Raw genomic sequence first — 19,546 nt, 5'->3', positions numbered from 1 at the left:
GTCGTCGGACGGCAGGGGATGGCCGTCCCTTCTGTGACGCCACCACGGACATCGACGTTTCACGAGGGGGATCATGAAGGGCATCATTCTGGCGGGCGGTTCGGGAACACGGCTGCATCCGATCACGCTGGGGGTCTCGAAGCAGCTGATCCCGGTGTACGACAAGCCGATGGTCTACTACCCGCTGTCGACGCTCATGCTCGCCGGCATCCGAGAGATCCTCGTCATCACCACCCCGCACGACGCCGCGCACTTCGAGCGACTGCTCGGAGACGGCTCGCAGTTCGGCATCTCGCTCACGTTCGCCCAGCAGGAATCGCCGGACGGTCTCGCCCAGGCGTTCACGATCGGCGCCGACTTCATCGGCGACGACAGCGTCGCGCTCGTGCTCGGCGACAACCTGCTCTACGGACCGGGGCTGGGCACACAGCTCAAGCGCTTCGCCGAGATCGACGGAGGCGCGGTGTTCGCGTACTGGGTCGCGGAGCCCGAGGCCTACGGAGTCGTGGCGTTCGACGCCGACGGTCAGGCGATCTCGCTCGAGGAGAAGCCGAAGCTCCCGCAGAGCAATTACGCGGTGCCCGGCCTGTACTTCTACGACAACGACGTGATCGACATCGCCCGTCGTCTGGCGCCCAGCGCTCGCGGCGAATACGAGATCACCGACGTGAACCGCGAGTACCTCGAGCGCGGCAAGCTCCAGGTCGAGGTCCTGCCCCGAGGCACCGCCTGGCTCGATACCGGGACGTTCGACCAGATGACCGACGCCGCCGACTACGTGCGCACGATGGAACGCCGCACCGGCATGAAGATCGGCGTGCCGGAGGAGGTGGCCTGGCGACAAGGGTTCCTCGACGACGACGAGCTCCGCACCCGGGCCGAGGCGCTCGTGAAGTCGGGGTACGGCTCGTACCTGCTCGAGCTGCTGGAGAGGGGCGCGCGATGACCCGCCTGCTCGTGACCGGCGGCGCCGGCTTCATCGGATCGAACTTCGTGCACCACGTCGTGTCACACACCGACGCGCATGTCACCGTGCTCGACAAGCTCACCTACGCGGGCAACCGCGCCTCCCTCGCCGGGCTTCCCACCGACCGCGTCGAGTTCGTCGAGGGCGACATCGCCGATGCCGAGCTCGTGGATGCGCTGTTCGCGAAGGCCGACGCGGTCGTGCACTATGCGGCGGAGTCTCACAACGACAACTCCCTGCACGACCCTCGGCCGTTCCTCGACACGAACATCATCGGCACCTACACGCTGCTCGAGGCGGCACGTCGACACGAACGACGTTTCCACCACATCTCGACCGACGAGGTCTACGGCGACCTCGAGCTCGACGACCCCGCGCGCTTCACCGAGCAGACGCCGTACAACCCCTCGTCGCCGTACTCGTCGACGAAGGCCGGAAGCGACCTGCTCGTGCGCGCCTGGGTGCGGTCGTTCGGCGTGCAGGCGACGATCTCGAACTGCTCGAACAACTACGGGCCGTACCAGCACGTCGAGAAGTTCATCCCGCGTCAGATCACGAACGTGCTGCGGGGCATCCGCCCGAAGCTGTACGGCGCGGGGCAGAACGTGCGCGACTGGATCCATGCCGACGACCACTCCTCCGCCGTGTTGACGATCCTCGACAAGGGCGAGATCGGCGAGACCTACCTGATCGGCGCGGACGGCGAGAAGGACAACAAGTCCGTCGTCGAGCTGATCCTGGCGCAGATGGGCCAGCCGGCCGATGCGTACGACCACGTGACCGACCGTGCAGGCCACGACCTGCGTTACGCGATCGACTCCACGAAGCTGCGCACCGAGCTCGGGTGGGCGCCGCAGTTCTCGGACTTCGAGTCGGGTCTCGCCTCCACGATCGAGTGGTATCGCGACAACGAGGAGTGGTGGGCGCCGGCCAAGGATGCGACCGAGTCGTTCTACGCGGCGAAGGGTCAGTGATGACGGAGTTCGGCAAGACGCTCACCGTCTCCGAGACCACGATCCCCGGATTGCTCGTCGTCGACCTGCCCGTGCACGGGGACTCGCGCGGGTGGTTCAAGGAGAACTGGCAGCGCGAGAAGATGGTCGCCGCCGGGCTGCCCGACTTCGGCCCGGTGCAGAACAACATCTCGTTCAACGACGCGGTCGGCACCACGCGCGGCATCCACGCCGAGCCCTGGGACAAATGGGTCTCGGTCGCCACGGGGAAGATCTTCGGCGCCTGGGTCGACCTGCGTGCCGGCGACACCTTCGGCACGGTGTTCACGACCGAGATCGATCCGTCGCGCGCGATCCTCGTGCCCCGCGGAGTCGGCAACTCGTATCAGACCCTCGAGGCGGACACCGCCTACACGTACCTCGTCAACGATCACTGGTCTCCCGACGCCGAGTACTCGTTCCTCAACCTCGCGGATGAGACGGCCGCCATCGCCTGGCCGATCCCGCTCTCCGACGTCGAGATCTCGGCGAAGGACCTCGCGCACCCGCGCCTCGCCGACGTCACACCGATCGGTCCGAGGAAGATCCTGGTGCTCGGCGGCTCGGGCCAGCTCGGTCTCGCTCTGCAGGCGGCCTTCGCCGATGCCGACCACGTGGAGTACACGACGCGCGAGACGCTCGACATCCGGGCGGACGACCTGCCGTCCGCCCGCCGGTGGCGCGACTACGGCGTGATCATCAACGCCGCCGCGTTCACCGCGGTCGACCTCGCGGAGACGCCGGAGGGACGCGAGGACGCCTGGGCGGCGAATGCCACCGCGGTCGCCGCCCTGGCCCGTATCGCCACGGACAACGGCATCACGCTCGTGCACGTCTCCAGCGACTACGTGTTCGACGGCACGAAGGCCTCCCCCTACACGGAGTCGGACCCGGTGCGACCGCTCGGCGTCTACGGGCAGACGAAGGCCGCGGGCGACGCGGTCGTCGCGACGGTGCCGCGCCACTACATCGTCCGAACGTCCTGGGTGATCGGCGAGGGGCGCAATTTCGTGCGCACCATGGCCTCGCTCGCCGAACGGGGCATCGCGCCCCGCGTCGTCGGAGATCAGATCGGACGCCTGACGTTCACCGACGACCTCGCCGCGGCCATCACGCATCTGCTGTCGAGCGCCGCCCCGTTCGGCGTGTACAACGTCACCGGTGCCGGCGAACCCCGTTCCTGGGCGGACATCGCGCGCGCCGTGTATCGCCTCACCGGGCACGACCCGGGCGGGGTGACCGATGTGAGCACCGCGGAGTACTTCGCCGATCAGGCGGGTCCGATCGCGCCGAGGCCGCTCAACAGCGTGTTGGACCTGCACCGCATCGAGTCGACCGGATGGCGTCCGCGTGATGCGGATGCGGCGCTCGAGGCCTACCTCGCGACGAACGGCTAGAGCTCGCCCGGCTTCATCACCTCGACGTCGATCGCCCTGATCACGCGCTGCGCCGCCGTGTCCGTCGGCGGTTCAGCCGAGGGAGAGTCGTCGTTCCTCTTCCGCCGCTGCGGGGCGTACACGACGAGCGAGTGGAACAGGAAGCGCGCGAAGAAGGCGACGATGAGCGAGAGCCCCGTCGCGAGCACGCTGGAGATGTGCCACGACTCGACCATGAGGGCCATGACGGGGATGCGCAGCGCGGCTTCGACGTTGTTGAACGCGAAGGAGCTCGCGAAGCGGATGCCGAGCGCGCGGGCATCCGTCCGCATGTCGGCGAACACGAAACGCTCCTGCAGCAGGAAGTTCCCGATGATCGTCACCTCGGCGCCGATCACGGCCGCCCAGATGTAGGGGACGCCGGCAGCGGTCAGCGCCCACATGATCCCGAGGTTCGCTGCGGCGCCGATCGCGCCGATCAGGGCGAACAGCGACATCTTGCCGAACCGCAGGCGGGCGAGGTGGGCGATGAACGTGCCGCCCTGCCGCAGGCTCGCCTTCGAGGTCCCGTGCCGTCGCTCGGCGAACTCCATCGGCACCTCGGCGACACGCAGGTCGTTGCGCGCGAGGATCTCCAGGAGGATCTTGAAGCCCTGCGGTTTGAGCGCCGACACGTCGAGACGGCGGCGGTCGACGAGGAAGAACCCGGTCATCGGATCGGTGCTGCGTGCCAGGCGGATCGGGAACATCGCCCTGGTCAGCCAGGTGGCCACGCGCGAGACGCCGAAGCGCACTGCCGTGCCGAGCCCGCTGGTGTCTCCGCCGCCGACGTAGCGGGACGCCGCGACGACGTCGGCGTCATCCTCGCCGTGCCTGGCGAGGATGACCGGGAGGAGTTCCGGTGGATGCTGCAGGTCGCCGTCCATCACGATGCAGACGTCGGATGCCGCAGCTTCGAGCCCGACCACGACGGCACCGCCGAGGCCCCCGTGTTCTCCGCACGGTGGATCACCCGCACCGGAATGGCGGCGTCGGCGGCGACGCGCTCGACCTCGGCCGCGGTGTCGTCGGTGCTGTCGTCGACGAACAGGATCTCGGCGTCGTATCCGGCGAGAGCTGCGGCGCTGCGGGAGACGAGCTCGGCGACGTTGTCACGCTCGTTGAACGTCGGCACGATGACCGTCACCGGTGTCCCCACGTCCGCCCCCTCGATCCCCACGCGCAGCGCGTGCGCACTCCATCGTTCCATGGCTTGCTGTGGGGAACGAATCCGGACCTGCTAGACTTCCGAAACGCGGCTGTGGGAGTCGCGAAGCGGATGGGGATCCGCTCACTGGGGAAACACTGATCTGGGGAGATCATGGGGACGCGTATCGGCTATGCCGTTGGTGCTTTCGACCTTTTTCACGTCGGGCATCTGAATCTTCTTCGTCACGCCAAGCAGCACTGCGACATCCTGATCGCGGGCGTCGTCAGCGACGAGATGCTGCGCCAGGTGAAGGGCATCGAGCCCGTCATACCGACGGCCGAGCGTGCGGAGATCGTCAAGCACATCTCGTTCGTCGATGACGTGTACGTGGAGACCACGCCGTCGAAGATGGACTCGTGGCGCGACGTGCAGTTCACGCACTTCTTCAAAGGCGACGACTGGCGCGGCACCGACAAGGGGCTGCGCCTCGAGCGCGAGTTCGCCGAGGTCGGCGTGGAGGTCGTGTACTTCCCGTACACGGCGCACACGTCGAGTTCGTCGCTGCGCCGCGCCCTCGACGCGATCACCGCGGGCGCCGGCGTGCCCGCCGCCGCAACCCGCTGACGTCAGTTCGCGACGCCGAGCAGGCTGCGCGCCATCCTCGCCACGTGCGGGGGCGTGTGCGGCCCGAGCCACACGGTCCACTGCGACGGCGGTTCGCTGCACGCCCACTCGACGCACCAGGCGTGCACGGCGTTCGCCAACCGCTCGCCCCGCGTGTGCGCCCTGATGCCGTCGTCGCGCACGAGCCAACGCACGGAGACACCAGCGGGGACGTCGATGTGCCGGAACTGGATGCGTGCCGCCGCCTCGAGGAGGACGACGCCCTGCGCGTCCCAGGGCAGTCGGGCCGTGATGCTCGCGATGAAGCCGGCATCGGCCGCGTCACCCGCGATGAGCACGGCGCCCTCGATGTCATCCCAGTCCGGATCTTCCAGGTGCTCGCACGCGCCGCTCATGGTGTTCAGTATAGGTAAGGGTACCCTTACTCACAAGGGTACGGCCGTCGGCTCCGCGCTCTAGCGCCCCACGAAGCCTCTCGTCAACGCCTTTGCCCGCGGGCGGCACGGCGGCGCATCCTCGAGTCGTGAACGGACGTCGAAGGCCTCTCGGGCGGCGGTCATCCCGCGCCGCCTCCCTCGTCGCGGGTCTCGCCCTCGCCGGCGCGTTGTCGGGGTGCGGACTGACGATCCCCGCCGACCCCGACGGCACCCTCGACGCCGTCTCCGGTGGAGAGCTCCGCATCGGCACGTCCCCCGACGGCGAGCTCGTCGAGGTGACCGACGATCACCCCTCAGGCCCGATCGTCGATCTCGTCGATCGGTTCGCCGCGAGCATCGACGCCGAACCCGAGTGGACGGTGGCATCGGAGGAGACGCTCGTCCGGATGCTGGCAGCGGGCGACCTCGACCTCATCGCGGGCGGCATGACCTCGGACACCCCGTGGATCGACAAGGCCGGACTGACCCGCGGCTATCCGGGCATCGACGGCGCTGACGGGCGAGAACTCGTCATGATGGTCCCGCTCGGCGAGAACGCGTTCCTGTCGACGCTGGAGAGGTTCCTCGACGAGGAGGTCGGCCCATGACCGAAGAGGCGCGCTTCGGGCGAACCACCCTTCCCCAGGAACAGGTGCGGGCGAGGCGGAGCGCCATCCGCTGGGAGATCTTCACGATCGTCTACACCTCCGTGACGATCGTGGTCATCGCATTCGTCGTGGGCAACTCGCAGGCGATGCGGACCGCGTGGATCGAAGACATGCTGTCGCTGATCCCCCAGTTCGCCTTCCTGATCGCGCTCCTCTTCGTGGGGCGACGTCCGACCCGCAAACACCCCTACGGACTCCACCGCGCGATGGGCGTCGGGCACCTCGTGGCCGGCGTCGCTCTGCTCGCTGTCGGCCTCAACCTCGCGATCGAAGCGGTCACCGGCCTGATCGCCGGCGAGCACCCGACCATCGGCACCGTGCAGCTCTTCGGCCAGACGATCTGGCTCGGCTGGCTCATGGTCGCCGTGATGGCGGTCGTCATCGTCGGCCCGGTCTTCTTCTACGGCCCGGCCAAGTCGAAGCTCGCACCCGTGCTGCACAACAAGCTGCTGTACGCAGACGCCGACATGGCGAAGGCCGACTGGCAGACGACGGTCGCGTCGATCGTCGGCGTCCTGGGGGTCGGCGCCGGCGTGTGGTGGCTCGACGGCGCCGCTGCCCTGTTCATCTCGCTCGGCATCATCTGGGACGGTTTCCGCAACACGAAGACAGCGATCGTCGACCTCATGGACCAGCGCGCCCGCACGTACGACAGCAAGCATCCGCACCCGGTGGCGGCCGACATCGTGTCGTATTTGCGCAGCAGACCGTGGATCAAGGATGCCGCGGTGCGGGTGCGCGACCAGGGACAGGTCTTCCATGTCGAGGCATTCATCGTGCCGCGGCGGCACCGGGTGTCGGTCCACGAGACGACCGACCTGCAGAGGAAGGTCACGGACCTCGACTGGAAGATCCAGGACGTGGTGATCGTCCCGGTCGAGCAGCTGCCCGACGAGGCCGACCCCGGCCGACGCGAGACCCCGCCCGCTCTCAGCGCCACCCCATCCGGGCGGCCGTAGGCTGGAAGCATGACTTCTGCCGCCCCCGACACCATCACGATGTTCGGCGCCGACTGGTGCCGCGACTGCATCCGCACGAAGAAGCAGCTCGACGCGCTCGGCATCGAATACACCTACGTCGACCTCGTCGCCGAGCCCGCAGCGGCCGATGTCGCGAAGGAGATCTCCGGCCGCACGAACATCCCGGTCGTGGTCTACCCCGACCGGTCGCACCACGTCGAGCCGTCGAACGCCGACGTCGAGTCGAAGCTCCGCGAGCTCTCGCTGATCTGAGCGGGCCTCATCGCGCCGCTACACTGGCGCGATGAGCACCGAGGCTCGGCCCGAACGAGCATCCGTCCGCCTTTCCGCGCGCACGATCGTCTTGTACGCGATCGGATCGCTCGGGACCGGCGGTTACGCCACCCTGCCAGGGCTGGTGCTGACGTACTTCCTGACCGACAACCTCGGTGTCGCCGCCCTCGCCGCGGGACTCATCGTCACGGCGGCGAAGATCTGGGACGTGCTGATCGACCCGCTGATCGGTGCCGCATCCGATCGTCAGCTCGCCCGGACGGGTTCCCGGCGGGGCTTCATGGTCACGGGCGCGCTGGCGCTGCCGCTCTTCTTCGCGTTGACCTTCGCGGTGCCTCCGACGTGGGGCCCGATCGCGGGGGCGATCAGCGTGCTGCTGGCGTTCCTCGCGACCGCGACCGCATTCAGCCTGTTCCAGGTGCCGTACGTCGCACTGCCCGCAGAACTGACCGCGAGCTACGACGAGCGCACCCGCCTGCTCGGCTGGCGCGTGGTCGTGCTCACCGCGGCGATCCTGCTCTTCGGCGCCGGAGGACCCGCCCTTCGCAACGCCGGCTCGGACCCGGTCATGGGTTACCTGCTGATGGGCATCGCCTCGGGCATCGTCATCGGGATCGGCATGTTCATCGCCTCGAGGACGGCGGAGGCCGCCGCCCAGCGCACCTCGACCCCGTCGACCGCTGCCGTCTCCTCCACCTGGCGCGACCAGTACATGTCGGGGTTCCGGGCGCTCGGACGCAGTCAGCCGTTCCGCGCGCTGCTGGGCACCTTCGTGCTGCAGGCGCTCGCGACCGGCACCATGCTCGCCGGTGCGCAGTACGTCGCGACCTGGGTGCTGCGCTCGGAAGACGCCGTGACCTTCGTGTTCGTCGCGCTGGTCGGTCCTGCGCTGCTGGCGACACCGGGCTGGACCCTCATCGCCCGACGCGCGGGCAAGGAGCGGGCGTTCGCGTTCGCGAGCATCATCTTCACGGCGGCCGCGGCATCGCTGGTCGTCGCCGTGTGGACTCCCGGTGCCTGGATCTACGCCTCGGTCGCGGTCGCCGGCATCGCCTACGCAGGACTCCAGTCGCTCCCCATGGCCATGCTGCCCGACGTCATCTCCCACGACGAGCGCACGAGCGGGCCAGGCCAGGCGGGCACCTTCACGGGCATCTGGACCGCGGGTGAGACCGTCGGATTCGCGCTCGGCGCGACCGCGGTGTCGTTGACCCTCGCCGCGACGGGCTACGTCTCGACCGTCGCAGGCGCGACCGTCGAGCAGCCGGCCGCCGCCATCACGGGCATCGTGGTCAGCTTCAGCATCCTGCCCGCCGTGCTGATGGCGGCCAGCCTGCTGACTCTTCGCCGCTACCGCCTGCGCCGCGACGACATCGAGGCGGGCGCGACCTCCGCCGCCTAAGCTGGGATCCCGTCTGAAGGAGACGTCGATGACTTCTGCGAGCACCACCACCTCCGCCGCTGCGTCGAAGCGCACGCCGGGCCCCGCCGGTCCCGCGCTGGACGAGGGCGAACGCGACCGGCTCGACACCGCGATCGACGCGCTGCAGGTGGGTGCGCGCACCTGGTCAGCGCTCACGATCGCGCAGCGGGTGACGCTGCTGCGTGCGGTCCGCACGAGCGTCGCCGCCACGGCAGAGGACTGGGCGAACACCGCCGCGGCGTCGAAGGGCCTCGACGCCCGGCATCCGCTGCGCGGCGAGGAATGGCTCAGCGGACCGTACAGCGTGCTCGGCGCGCTCGACGCCTACATCGAGACCCTCTCGCGACTCGCAGCCGGAACCAACCCGCTCGACGGCGTCACGATCGACCGCGCACCCGGTGGACGCACCCGCGTGCACGCATTCCCCCTGACCGGCATCGACAAGTTCCTGCTGTCGGGGTTCACGGGCGAGGTCTGGTTGGAGCCGGGAATCACGCCGGGCGCCGCGCGGGCATCGGCCGGCCTCGCACAACGCACCCCCAGTGAATCGGGCGGCGTCGGACTCGTCCTGGGCGCGGGCAACGTCACCTCCATCCCGGTGCTCGACGTGCTGTACGAGCTCCTCGCCCACAACCGCACGGCCCTGCTCAAGGTGAACCCCACGCAGGATGCCCTGGTCCCGGTGTACAAGCGCGCGCTCGCACCGCTCATCGAGCCGGGCCTGCTGCGCATCGTCCGCGGCGGCCCGGCGGTCGGCACGTATCTCACCGGGCATCCTGGGCTCGTGCACGTGCACATCACCGGGTCGGCCGCCACGTTCGACACCATCGTCTGGGGTCCGTCGAAGGGCGAGGGCCGCCGCCGCCACGAAGCGTCGGCGGCGCGAGAAGCGGCCGCTGCTGAAGAAGCCGATCACCGCGGAACTCGGCGGCGTCTCACCGATCATCGTGGTGCCCGGCGCCTGGACCGACGCCGACCTCGCCTACCAGGCCGAGCACATCGCGACCATGCGCCTGCAGAACTGCGGACACAACTGCATCGCCGGGCAGGTCGTCATCCTGTCGTCCGACTGGGACCAGGCCGATGCCTTCCGCGCTGCCCTCCGACGCGCATACGCGAACGCCCCGGAGCGTCCGATCTGGTATCCGGGATCGCCCGCGCGGATGGACCTGGCCACCGAGGCGTACCCCGACGCGCTGGTGCTCGGCGACCGCCTGCTGGTCGAGGTCGACGCCGATGCCGACGCCACCGCCCTGGAGACCACGGAGTACTTCGCGCCGGTGCTGGGTGTCGTGACGGTGCCCGGCACCGGGCAGGAGTTCCTGGACGCCGCCGTGGCCCACGCCAACGACAAGCTTCAGGGCACGCTCGGTGCGAACCTGCTGATCGACCCCGCGACCGAGAGGTCTCTCGGCGCCGGATTCGAGCGGGCGATCGCCGCACTCCGCTACGGATCCATCGCGATCAACGGCTGGACCGCTTTCGGCTTCATCACCCCGACCCTCACGTGGGGCGCGTACCCCGGCAGCACGATCGAGGACGTCGGCAGCGGCATCGGCGTGGTGCACAACGCGCTGCTGCTCGACGGCGTCGAACGCTCCGTCCTCCGCGGCCCGTTCCGTCCGTTCCCGCGGTCCCTGCCGATCGCGAACGGCGGGGGACGCCTCACGATCCTGCCGAAGCCGCCGTGGTTCGTCTCGGCGCGTACGGGCGCAACTGTGAGCGAGGGGCTGACCCGGTACCGCGTGGACGGCCGCATCGCAGGACTCATGAAGACCCTGACGAAGGCGCTGCGGGCGTAAGGAGCGGAGTCCCGCGTTCAGGCGCGCGGCGAAGCCGTCGGTCGCGTCTCGTAGCGCCTGCTGCGTCGCCGGCTCTGTGGCGGAGTGGCCGGCATCGTCGACCACGACGAACTCGGCCTCCGGCCAGGCACGGTGCAGGTCCCACGCCGTCATCATCGGGGTGCACACATCGTGCCGCCCCTGCACGATGACCGTCGGGATGTGGCGGATGCCGGGGACGCCGGCGATCAGCTGCCCCTCCTCCCACCAGCCACGATGGACGAAGAAGTGGTTCTCGATCCGGGCGAAGGCGGTGGCTGCGCGCGGGTCGGACATCGCGGCGATCTGCGCGGCGTCGGGAACCAGCGTGACGGTCGATGCCTCCCACGTGGCCCAGGCGACCGCCGCAGGAACGTGCACGGCCGGGTCGGGATCGAACAGCCGACGGTGGTATGCCTCGATCATGCGCGAGCGTTCGAGCACCGGGATCGGCGCGATGAAGCTCTCCCAGAGATCAGGGAACAGCGCGGCGGCCCCTCCTTCATAGAACCATTCGAGCTCCACCCGGCGCAGAGTGAAGATCCCGCGGAGCACGAGCTCGGTCACGGCATCGGGGTGCGCCTGTGCGTACGCGAGCGCGAGGGCACTGCCCCAGGATCCGCCGAAGACCTGCCACTTCTCGATCCCGAGGTTCCTGCGGAGGAGATCGATGTCGGCGATCAGGTGCGCCGTCGTGACATACCGGAGGTCGGCGTCCGGCTCACTCGCGTGCGGCGTGCTGCGGCCGCATCCGCGCTGGTCGAACAACACGATGCGATAGAGCTCCGGGTCGAAGAACCGCCGCTGCCAGGGAGAGGTCCCGCTGCCGGGCCCCCCGTGCAGGAACACCACCGGCTTGCCCTCGGGGTTGCCGCTGACCTCCCAGTAGATGCGGTTCCCGTCACCGACGAGCAGTTCGCCCGTCTCGTACGGTTCGATCGGTGGATACAGTGCATCCGTGTTCGTCATCTTCGGTCCCCCGGCCGGTCGTGCAGTGGTGCTCTCCCCACGGTAGCGGACGCCGAGCGCGCTGCCCGCTACGGGTCCAGCTGGTCGGCGGGCAGCGTCAGCACCTGCGCGCAGACGCCGAGGCCGTTCTGATACCCCTCGGCGAACCAGCGCTGTCGCTGCTCGCTGGAGCCGTGCGTCCAGCTTTCGGGGTTCGAGAAACCGGACTGCTCCTGGATGTGATCGTCGCCGACCGCGAACGCGGCGTTCAGCGCATCGATGCGCTGCTTCTCCGTGGTCGGCTGCAGGTACGGAACCCCCTTGCTGTCGGTCTCCTCCGAGATTCGTCCGATCCAGGCACCCGCGTAGCAGTCGGCCTGCAGTTCGGTGCGGACGCCGTTGCTTCCGGGACCGGTGCCGTTGTTCGGGTAGTCGTCCATGACCCCGGTGATCCACTGGATGTGGTGGCCCCACTCGTGCCCGACGATGTAGAGCTGGGCGAGTTCGCCGGCCGATGCGCCGAACTGCTCCTGCATCAGCTGGAAGAAGGTCGGGTCGATGTAGACCGTCTCGTCGCCCGGGCAGAAGAACGGCCCGACCGCGTTGGATGCCGTGCCGCAGGCCGTGTTCGTCGCCCCGTCGACCACGATGAATCCGGGCTTGCGGTATCCCTCGACCTCGTCGGCCCAGAAGTCGTCGAGCACGAGCTGCGCACCCGCCATGCGGCAGTCGACGTCGTCGTTCGCCTGCGCACCGGTGTCGCAGTCCTCGATGACCGATCCGCCCGCGGGCTCACTGCCTCCGCCCGGCGTCCCGCCGCCCAGCAGCCCGGTCAGGTCGATGCCGAGCAAGGGGCCAGCGATGAGCGCGATGATGCCGAGCACGCCCACACCGGCACCGCCGGCGATGGCGGCGGTGCGTCCTCGTCGGCGGGTGGTGTTGCCCGAGATGTCGGCGTCGGGATTGAAGGTCATGCGTCGAGGGTACTCCGCGCGGAGGGGCACCGAACGGACGTAGGCTCGGGGCATGACGACCACGATCACCATCACCGGCGCGGGCGGACACAGATCGGCTACGCACTCCTCTTCCGCATCGCGGCAGGAGACATGCTCGGCCCTGATGAGAAGGTGCGCCTGCGACTGCTGGAGATCCCGCAGGGTCTCGGCGCAGCGGAAGGCGCAGCGCTCGAGCTCCAGGACGGCGCGTTCGGCCTGCTCGAGCACGTCGAGGTGACGGACGACCCCGCGGTCGGCTTCGACGGCTGCGACCTCGCCCTCCTCGTCGGTGCACGACCGCGCGGCCCCGGCATGGAGCGCGCCGACCTGCTCGCAGCGAACGCCGGCATCTTCGGGCCGCAGGGCGCGGCGATCGCGGCGAACGCGGCATCCGGTGTCCGCGTCACGGTCGTCGGCAATCCCGCGAACACCAACGCCCTCATCGCTGCGGCCTCTGCCGACGGCGTGCCGGCGGAGAGGTTCGCCGCGCTGACACGTCTCGACGAGAACAGGGCTCGTGCGCAGCTCGCACAGACGCTCGGCGCCCCCGTGCACACCGTGCGCCGCGTCCCCATCTGGGGCAACCACTCGGCCACGCAGTTCCCCGACATCTCGCATGCGACAGTGGGCGGCCGCCCCGTCGGCGACGCGCTCGAGCAGATCGTGGGCGACGTGCCGACCTGGCTCGACCAGACCTTCATCCCTCGCGTGGCGAAACGCGGCGCGGAGATCATCGAGGTGCGCGGATCGTCGTCGGTGGCCTCTGCCGCGAACGCGACCATCGAGCACACCCGCGACTGGGTCACGGGCACGGACGACTGGACCTCCGCCGGCGTCGTCTCGCACGGCGAATACGGCGTGCCTGAGGGGCTCGTCTCGTCGTTCCCGGTGCGCTCCGTCGACGGCGAGTGGAAGATCGTCGAGGGGCTCGAGGTGAGCGATTGGGCACGGAAGCGCATCGATGCCTCGGTGGCCGAACTGCTGCAGGAACGCGAGACGGTTCAGGCCCTCGGCCTCGTGTGAATCCGGTCACCGCTCCCCTCGGCGACAGGGCAGAATGGATGCCGGAGGTGCGCGATGAGCGAGACGATTGATCCCACGAAGACCACGGCGTCGGTCGAGGCGGCTCTGACGAGTCCCCTGCACCTGCCGCACGATGCCGCAGCGTGCCCGAAGTGCTTCACCGAGCTGCAGCAGAACCGCAACTTCTGGACAGCGCGGCCCGACGGCTCGCGGCTGGTCGGGCTCGTCGTCTCGCGCGAGGGGATGCCGTCGGTCGTGCAGCAGCGTGACGACCTCACCCGTTTCGGCGTGCCGATCGAGGGCTTCCGTCACCCGGCACCCGACATCCTGGAGAGCTGGAACGACCGCCTCGCGCGCCTCATCTCCACGCTGCGCACAGGAGACGTCGTGGTCGTCGCGAACATCAAGGCCCTCGGACTCGACGCCGAGGAGGGCGCGCGCACGGTCGCGGAGCTGCGCCGCCACGGCATCATCGTCAAGGTGCTGAACCACGACGCACGGCACCTCGCCGACGCCGCAGCCGCGCGCTGACCCGCGACTCCGCGCGAAGCCTCAGTCGCCGTATGGCGCTTCGGGGAACTCCGTCTGCTTCGGCTGCGGGTCGACCGGCGTGCCGTCCTCGTTGTAGTACACCGGGCTCCCCTCCTCGGGGAAGTAGAACCGCGGCTGCCAATCCGGCCCCTCGAACGCGGGGAAGCGCAACGACGCGCCCTCGTATGCCAGTTCGCCGCCGAAGACCATGTCCGACAGGTCGGCCGCATCGCCCGGGATGCACCCCGGCGTCGCGGACACCCAGATGGTGTTGCGTGCCGGCCAGATGGTGACGACACCGCGCCCGATGTCACCCCGGTGCCGATCACGTTCACCTCTTGCCGATCGCCTTCGCCGAGCGTCGAGGTCTTCGCGGTCACTCCCACCTCGTCGAAGCCCGCGATCGCCGCCTCGACCACCGCATCGACGTCGATCGGCTCCTGCGGCTCGAGCAGGCGAGACCAGGAGAACGTGTAGCCCGACGGCTCGCCGTTGATCCTGCAGGGGATCGGGGACGCGCCGAACGCCCCCTGGTCCACAACCCACTCGCCCTCATGGATCGCCATGATCACCGAGTGCATGGCCGTGGCATAGGCGACGTAGTGCTTCTCCCCGTCGCGATACAGCGCATCACCCGTCGGCGCCGTCGTGGAACCACAACCCGTCATCGCCATCACCAATCCGACGGCCGCTGCCGCCATCGCTCCGCGCTGCCACCTACCGCGCATCCGTCGTCCCATCCGCTCAGAAATCGATGAGCGCGTACTCATCGCTGATCCACCAGTTGCCCGCATCCCAGAAACCCTGTGTGCTGCCCTCGCCGCCCCGTTCGGTTCCCGGCTGGCCGGTCATGATGATCTCACCCACGTTGTAGAACGACTCCGAACCCGGCTCGAGGTAGGCGCCGGGGCCGAGGGCGTCATGTCCGGTTGCAGCCGGGAGACTCTCCCCGCGTGCGTCGACGCCACCATCACTATCGAACACGGTAGCGCCTGGCAGGCGCTCGGGGCTGACAGGATGCCCGGGAGCTGTGCCGCGGCCGACCCTGGCGACCGCGTCGTCTTCCGAGATCGTCGCGTAGAGCTGCGGCGGGCCGCCGTTGGAGAGGTTCTCGACCACCGTCGGGTCCTTCGGGAATCCGGCGGACCCCACCGCGATGAACGACGTGACGCCGAGGCCGTCCGCCTGCGACCCGATCGCAAGAGCGGCCGTCGTGCTGCCGTAGGAATGGGCGATCACGTTCACATCGGCATCGGGCGACAGGGCGCGCACGGCCAGGAGATACGACCGCAGCGCGGCCGCACCGTCTTCCGCCCGCGACATCGCCGGCTCCTCCAGCAGATCGGGAGTGTCGTAGCCGAACCAGACGACGGTGGCGGACCCCTCGCCGACCCGGAGGTTGAGCGCCTGCGCGGACTGCCCCCAGCTGAAGAGGTCGTCGACGTTGCCGTTCATCCCGGGGACGAGGGTGTTGATCTCCGACGCGGTCGAGAGGTCGCCGTAGGCGAGTGCCGCGGTCACCTGTTCCGCGCCGTCCGGATCGAAGCTGATCAGATTCGGCTTCGGCACCGCACCTGTCGTCAGCGCCCGCCAGACCGCGGCGAGCTCGTCGCGATGCGGACCTTCGGGCTCGGTCTCGAGCAGTTCCTCCAGCCGCGCGGCGTTGACCGTCGCGCGCACATCCCAGGGCACCCCGTCGAGGTTGCCGACGACGGCGGGGTGATTGTCGATGAGCTCCTGCTGCAGCTCGGGATTCTCCGCCCAGAGCCGTGCGACCTCTTCCGGGCTCGTCGCCGCGAGGAGGTCGGCGAGGAGATCGCGCGCCTCGTTCGTCAGCACGGCCCCGGTACCACCGGCGAGCTCGGACAGCGCGGCGGCGTAGGCGGCATCCCAGTCCCCGTAGAACCGCTCGTACTGGGTCCACAGCTCGTCGAGGGCGTCTTTCGCGGCGTCCCGGACGCCGATGGCCTCGGTGACCGCGTCGTTCGTGTCGTCGATCTCGGACTGGTCGTCGCCATAGGCGGCAGCCATCGCGGCGCGACCGGCGTGATCGGCGGCGATGTTGAGCCTCGACCACTCCGCGTGCGCGGCCTCGATGTCATCGATCAGATCGTTGGCCGGCTTGGCGTGCGCGTCGAAGGCGTCGGCATAGCGCTGCAGAACGCCCGCCAGCAGCTGCGCCTCGGCGATGTCGCCGGGGAGCGCGCCGGCGAGGTCGTTCGCGTCCGTACGAACGGCTGTGACGGAGCGTCCGACGCCGGGCAGGTCTTGCGCGGCGTGCGCGGCCGTGCGCAGATCTCCGAGCCGGTCGGCCACCCGCGTGAACAGGTTGCTCCAATACGCCATCGAGCCGGTGTTGCCGTCGAGGCGTTCGAGCGGATATCCGCGATTCGGCGAGGTGAGACTCACGGACGATCACCGCCCGTGAGTTCGACGTCGAGTTCGGAGTACTTGGCGGCGATCGCGGCGATGTCGGCTGCGAGAGCGTCGCCGGACTCGATGCGGTCGTATGCCCTGTCGTGCAGGGCCGTCAATCGTCGGTGCATCTCGAGACGGAGTCCGACGCGCTGTGCGGGATTGTCGACCCCGGTGTCCTCCCCCTGGACGCTCGCGGCCTCCGTCAGCAGTTGAGTGGTCGCGGTGGTGAGTGCACTGGAGGCGCCGTTCAACTCCGCATAGAAGATCTCGACATCTGACATGGCCATTCCCCCCGGTTCCGCCAGGTCCACCCTATCCGTGCCGCTGCGGCGAGACGATGGGGAGAACTGCCCATCGGGCGCCCCGCGCCGATGGACCGGGCCTGACACGACGGAAGGGGCCGACGGCGAACCGTCGACCCCTTCCGGGAAACCGTGTGTCAGCTGCCGGCGAGCTGCTGATCCAGGTCCTGGATCGCCCGCATCATCCCGAGCAGCGACTCCGACATGTCGTTGATGCCATCGACCGCGGTCTTCAGACCCGTCGTCAACTCCGTGTACCCCTCACCGAACTTCCCCGACGCATGCTGCGTCTTGAAATCCTCACCCAGAAGAGTGTCCACCTGACCCTTCAACGTGTCCAACTGCCCCTGAATGTCATCACGAGCCTGCGACAGCGACGACGCCACCTGCTCCATCTCTGCATAAGACGCACCGAAATCGGCCATCGTCCACACCTCCGGAAATCGAACGGAACGGACCCCTCCGGCCCGAATACACCCACCCTACGAGACCCCACACACCACCGTCGATGGGCACAACTCCCCATCCACCCCGCCGCGGCGTCAGATCCTCCACCGGCTGCGCGCCCTCTTCTCGGTGTACTCGACGAATGCAGCGATGCTCTCCGCGTCTGCCCGCACGGCGAGCTCGGTGAGCGCCGCAGCCCCCAGACCACGACGGTGCACCTTCACGACGATCGAGCGCATGCTCGTCGTCGACGCGTGCGACAGCGGTTCGATGAAGCTGCTCCACCGACGCAGGTCGGCCGCATCGAGCTCGGCTCGGTACCTCCGCCCGAGACGGGCCAGGCGCCGCCCTCCGGCCTTCCGCTTCCCGAAGGCTTCGGCGTCGAGATCATCGCCGCGGCTCTGGAACACCTTCGTCTGGCGCTGTGCGACCGCGGCGATCACCTCGACGACCTCCGCGGCGTACGCCGGCATGCCGCGGAGCAGCCTTCGTTCCTCGGCCACCCACCGTCGCAGCAGCAGCTCTTCGCATTCGTCGCACAGTCGTGCGGGCAGGACACCGTCGACCGCATAGCCGCACTCGCACGCGACCCCTCGGCGCCGGGGACCGCGATGCGGGCGTCCACCCAGCTTCTCGCGCAGCGACGACGCACCCACCGCGCTGCGCCCGAGTTCGTCGACGAGGACGCCCTCGCCGCTCCGCCGCTGCCTGTCCGCGACCAGCGCCAGCCACCGCTCCTGGTCAGCCGGGCGGATCAGGTCCAGGGCCGATGCCGCATACTCGTCGAGCACCGCCGTGATCTCCGCCTCCTGCGCTGCCCGCTTCCGCGCGGATGCCGAGGTGACCCCCGGCCAGGACGGGAAGTCGCGCGCGGACGCGAGCTCTCGCATCCGCGCGTCGCCGGCGACCTCCCACGCCGCATGCACGGCGGCCAGTGGTGCATTCACCGCGAGGACACCGCTTTCGAACTCGTCGACGGCATCCTGCGCACCCATGCTCTCAGCGTAAAGGCCCGGAGACGACGAAGAGGGCCGACCGTCCTGGTCGACCCTCTTCGAGAAGCTGTGCGTGTCAGCTGCCGGCGAGCTGCTGATCCAGGTCCTGGATCGCCCGCATCATCCCGAGCAGCGACTCCGACATGTCGTTGATGCCATCGACCGCCGTCTTCAGACCCGTCGTCAACTCCGTGTACCCCTCACCGAACTTCCCCGACGCATGCTGCGTCTTGAAATCCTCACCCAGAAGAGTGTCCACCTGACCCTTCAACGTGTCCAACTGCCCCTGAATGTCATCACGAGCCTGCGACAGCGACGACGCCACCTGCTCCATCTCTGCATAAGACGCACCGAAATCGGCCATCGTCCACACCTCCGGAAATCGAACGGAACGGACCCCTCCGGCCCGAATACACCCACCCTACGAGACCCCACACACCACCGTCGATGGGCACAACTCCCCATCCACCCCGCGCGTACGGGATCAGCGGCGGACGAACATGGACCGGATCCGCACCCACAACGGATCCGCCTCCGACAGACCGGAGACGAGATGCATGACTCCCCCGACCTGCCCGAGGCCCGCCACCAGAGCGATCACTCCGATGGCGGCCGAGGCCGCCGTCATCGAGGTGACTCCGGCTCCCAGATCACGGACGAACAGGGCGATGCCGCCGACGGCCACCAGCAGGGCGAGTGTCGCCGAGACGAGCCGCACGAAGACGCGAGGTTCGAAGTTCGCGGTGCGCGCCCGGAGCCAACCACCCGCGCGGCGCTGCCGCCCGCCTGTCGTGTACGGCACACGAAGCCACCAGGAGGCGGCCGACAGGATCCGCCGGCCGCTCCACCACAGCGCGACCAGGACGGCGAGTCCGGCCAGTGCGACGATCACCGCGATCACGATCACCGCCAGGTCGACCGGAGCGAGCGACCCGCCCAGCATCCGCACGGCTTCGATCATCCCGGCCGTGACGAACGCGCCGCCGATCGCCAGCGTGAAACCCAGGAGGCCCAGAGCCCACCGCGACCAGCGCTCGAAGTCCGTCCGCAGCACCGCGGCTGCGCGATCCGCATCCACCGGACGGGCGTCCTGCGTGCGCGCCGCATCGATCAGGGGTCGCGACTCGGGTCGGATCAGCGCAAAAGCCATGGACCCAGG

21 protein-coding genes and 3 pseudogenes are annotated in these 19,546 nt (G+C 69.0%); 12 read left to right on the top strand and 12 right to left on the bottom strand.

Annotated features, from left to right (window positions below; all coding sequences use genetic code 11):
* Positions 1–73: 73 nt before the first annotated feature.
* Genes rfbA through K1X59_RS03255 form a run of 3 tightly spaced genes read left to right on the top strand, consistent with a single transcriptional unit; the run spans position 74 to position 3,356 of the window.
* Positions 74–946, top strand: a complete 873-nt coding sequence (gene rfbA, locus K1X59_RS03265; RefSeq protein WP_183151851.1) for a glucose-1-phosphate thymidylyltransferase RfbA — start codon at positions 74–76, stop codon at positions 944–946.
* Complete coding sequence (gene rfbB / locus K1X59_RS03260) at positions 943–1,941, top strand: dTDP-glucose 4,6-dehydratase (RefSeq protein ID WP_183151850.1); 999 nt, start codon at positions 943–945, stop codon at positions 1,939–1,941. The genes rfbA and rfbB overlap by 4 nt, the downstream gene beginning before the upstream one ends.
* Entirely contained in the window at positions 1,941–3,356 is a 1,416-nt protein-coding gene (locus K1X59_RS03255; RefSeq protein ID WP_220173934.1) for a bifunctional dTDP-4-dehydrorhamnose 3,5-epimerase family protein/NAD(P)-dependent oxidoreductase, read from the top strand. The genes rfbB and K1X59_RS03255 overlap by 1 nt, the downstream gene beginning before the upstream one ends.
* Here K1X59_RS03255 and K1X59_RS03250 read toward each other — a convergent pair.
* Positions 3,353–4,584 (bottom strand): annotated as a pseudogene (locus tag K1X59_RS03250) (glycosyltransferase). The gene K1X59_RS03255 and the pseudogene K1X59_RS03250 overlap by 4 nt on opposite strands.
* 111 nt (positions 4,585–4,695) lie before the next feature.
* Between K1X59_RS03250 and K1X59_RS03245 the strand changes: the two are divergent.
* Positions 4,696–5,148, top strand: coding sequence for an adenylyltransferase/cytidyltransferase family protein (locus K1X59_RS03245; RefSeq protein WP_183151849.1), 453 nt, complete (start codon positions 4,696–4,698; stop codon positions 5,146–5,148).
* Between the two features lie 2 nt (positions 5,149–5,150).
* On the opposite strand, the gene K1X59_RS03240 is transcribed toward K1X59_RS03245, so the two are convergent.
* On the bottom strand, positions 5,151–5,543 hold the full coding sequence (locus tag K1X59_RS03240; protein ID WP_183151848.1) for an SIP domain-containing protein: 393 nt from the start codon (positions 5,541–5,543) through the stop codon (positions 5,151–5,153).
* Positions 5,544–5,671: 128 nt separating this feature from the next.
* On the opposite strand from K1X59_RS03240, the gene K1X59_RS03235 reads away from it, so the two are divergent.
* The 4 genes from K1X59_RS03235 to K1X59_RS03220 are packed head-to-tail and all read left to right on the top strand — an operon-like array spanning position 5,672 to position 8,887.
* Entirely contained in the window at positions 5,672–6,172 is a 501-nt protein-coding gene (locus tag K1X59_RS03235) for a hypothetical protein (RefSeq protein WP_244632363.1), read from the top strand.
* Positions 6,169–7,191 carry a cation transporter gene (locus tag K1X59_RS03230; protein WP_220173933.1) on the top strand — a complete coding sequence of 341 codons (1,023 nt, stop codon included), beginning with the start codon at positions 6,169–6,171 and terminating at the stop codon, positions 7,189–7,191. Before K1X59_RS03235 ends, K1X59_RS03230 begins: the two co-directional genes overlap by 4 nt.
* A gap of 9 nt (positions 7,192–7,200) precedes the next feature.
* A complete protein-coding gene (locus K1X59_RS03225; RefSeq protein WP_220173932.1) occupies positions 7,201–7,464 on the top strand; it encodes a glutaredoxin family protein in 264 nt (87 codons plus the stop codon).
* A gap of 31 nt (positions 7,465–7,495) precedes the next feature.
* On the top strand, positions 7,496–8,887 hold the full coding sequence (locus K1X59_RS03220) for an MFS transporter (protein WP_244632362.1): 1,392 nt from the start codon (positions 7,496–7,498) through the stop codon (positions 8,885–8,887).
* 166 nt (positions 8,888–9,053) lie between these two features.
* Here the strand turns inward: K1X59_RS03220 and K1X59_RS20710 are convergent, their stop codons facing one another.
* Positions 9,054–9,854 carry a hypothetical protein gene (locus K1X59_RS20710; RefSeq protein WP_258567048.1) on the bottom strand — a complete coding sequence of 267 codons (801 nt, stop codon included), beginning with the start codon at positions 9,852–9,854 and terminating at the stop codon, positions 9,054–9,056.
* 1 nt (position 9,855) lies between these two features.
* Here K1X59_RS20710 and K1X59_RS20705 point away from each other — a divergent pair, with 1 nt between their 5' ends.
* A complete protein-coding gene (locus K1X59_RS20705; RefSeq protein ID WP_258567047.1) occupies positions 9,856–10,710 on the top strand; it encodes a hypothetical protein in 855 nt (284 codons plus the stop codon).
* Between the two features lie 27 nt (positions 10,711–10,737).
* On the opposite strand, the pseudogene pip reads toward K1X59_RS20705, so the two are convergent.
* Both pip and K1X59_RS03205 read right to left on the bottom strand, forming a co-directional pair.
* Positions 10,738–11,697 (bottom strand): annotated as a pseudogene (gene pip / locus K1X59_RS03210) (prolyl aminopeptidase); the annotation flags it as partial.
* Positions 11,698–11,765: 68 nt separating this feature from the next.
* The gene (locus K1X59_RS03205) at positions 11,766–12,650 is read right to left on the bottom strand and encodes a neutral zinc metallopeptidase (protein WP_220173931.1); all 885 of its coding nucleotides are present in this window, start codon (positions 12,648–12,650) and stop codon (positions 11,766–11,768) included.
* Between the two features lie 52 nt (positions 12,651–12,702).
* On the opposite strand from K1X59_RS03205, the pseudogene K1X59_RS03200 reads away from it, so the two are divergent.
* Positions 12,703–13,694, top strand: a pseudogene (locus tag K1X59_RS03200) (malate dehydrogenase).
* Positions 13,695–13,748: 54 nt separating this feature from the next.
* Positions 13,749–14,225, top strand: coding sequence for a dehydrogenase (locus tag K1X59_RS03195; RefSeq protein WP_183151845.1), 477 nt, complete (start codon positions 13,749–13,751; stop codon positions 14,223–14,225).
* A gap of 21 nt (positions 14,226–14,246) precedes the next feature.
* Here K1X59_RS03195 and K1X59_RS03190 read toward each other — a convergent pair whose 3' ends face one another.
* On the bottom strand, positions 14,247–14,486 hold the full coding sequence (locus K1X59_RS03190) for a hypothetical protein (protein ID WP_220173930.1): 240 nt from the start codon (positions 14,484–14,486) through the stop codon (positions 14,247–14,249).
* Positions 14,487–14,543: 57 nt separating this feature from the next.
* Here K1X59_RS03190 and K1X59_RS03185 point away from each other — a divergent pair, with 57 nt between their 5' ends.
* Positions 14,544–14,702 (top strand): hypothetical protein, encoded by a 159-nt coding sequence (locus K1X59_RS03185; protein ID WP_220173929.1) that lies wholly within the window; start codon positions 14,544–14,546, stop codon positions 14,700–14,702.
* 267 nt (positions 14,703–14,969) lie between these two features.
* On the opposite strand, the gene K1X59_RS03180 is transcribed toward K1X59_RS03185, so the two are convergent.
* From K1X59_RS03180 to K1X59_RS03155, 6 genes are all read right to left on the bottom strand, one after another.
* On the bottom strand, positions 14,970–16,634 hold the full coding sequence (locus tag K1X59_RS03180) for an alpha/beta hydrolase (RefSeq protein ID WP_220173928.1): 1,665 nt from the start codon (positions 16,632–16,634) through the stop codon (positions 14,970–14,972).
* On the bottom strand, positions 16,631–16,924 hold the full coding sequence (locus K1X59_RS03175) for a hypothetical protein (protein ID WP_183151840.1): 294 nt from the start codon (positions 16,922–16,924) through the stop codon (positions 16,631–16,633). The genes K1X59_RS03180 and K1X59_RS03175 overlap by 4 nt, the downstream gene beginning before the upstream one ends.
* Before the next feature lie 158 nt (positions 16,925–17,082).
* Positions 17,083–17,370, bottom strand: coding sequence for a WXG100 family type VII secretion target (locus K1X59_RS03170; protein ID WP_028501988.1), 288 nt, complete (start codon positions 17,368–17,370; stop codon positions 17,083–17,085).
* 117 nt (positions 17,371–17,487) lie between these two features.
* Positions 17,488–18,387, bottom strand: coding sequence for a hypothetical protein (locus tag K1X59_RS03165; protein WP_220173927.1), 900 nt, complete (start codon positions 18,385–18,387; stop codon positions 17,488–17,490).
* Between the two features lie 76 nt (positions 18,388–18,463).
* The gene (locus K1X59_RS03160) at positions 18,464–18,751 is read right to left on the bottom strand and encodes a WXG100 family type VII secretion target (RefSeq protein ID WP_028501988.1); all 288 of its coding nucleotides are present in this window, start codon (positions 18,749–18,751) and stop codon (positions 18,464–18,466) included.
* A 120-nt stretch (positions 18,752–18,871) separates the two neighbouring features.
* Positions 18,872–19,537 carry a hypothetical protein gene (locus tag K1X59_RS03155; protein ID WP_183151838.1) on the bottom strand — a complete coding sequence of 222 codons (666 nt, stop codon included), beginning with the start codon at positions 19,535–19,537 and terminating at the stop codon, positions 18,872–18,874.
* Positions 19,538–19,546 lie beyond the last annotated feature (9 nt).

The sequence above is a fragment of the Microbacterium sp. Se5.02b genome (assembly GCF_019464375.1).
GTDB lineage: Bacteria > Actinomycetota > Actinomycetes > Actinomycetales > Microbacteriaceae > Microbacterium.
Note: the sequence above shows the minus strand (reverse complement) of the source record. Positions and strands in the feature narration are given on the sequence as shown.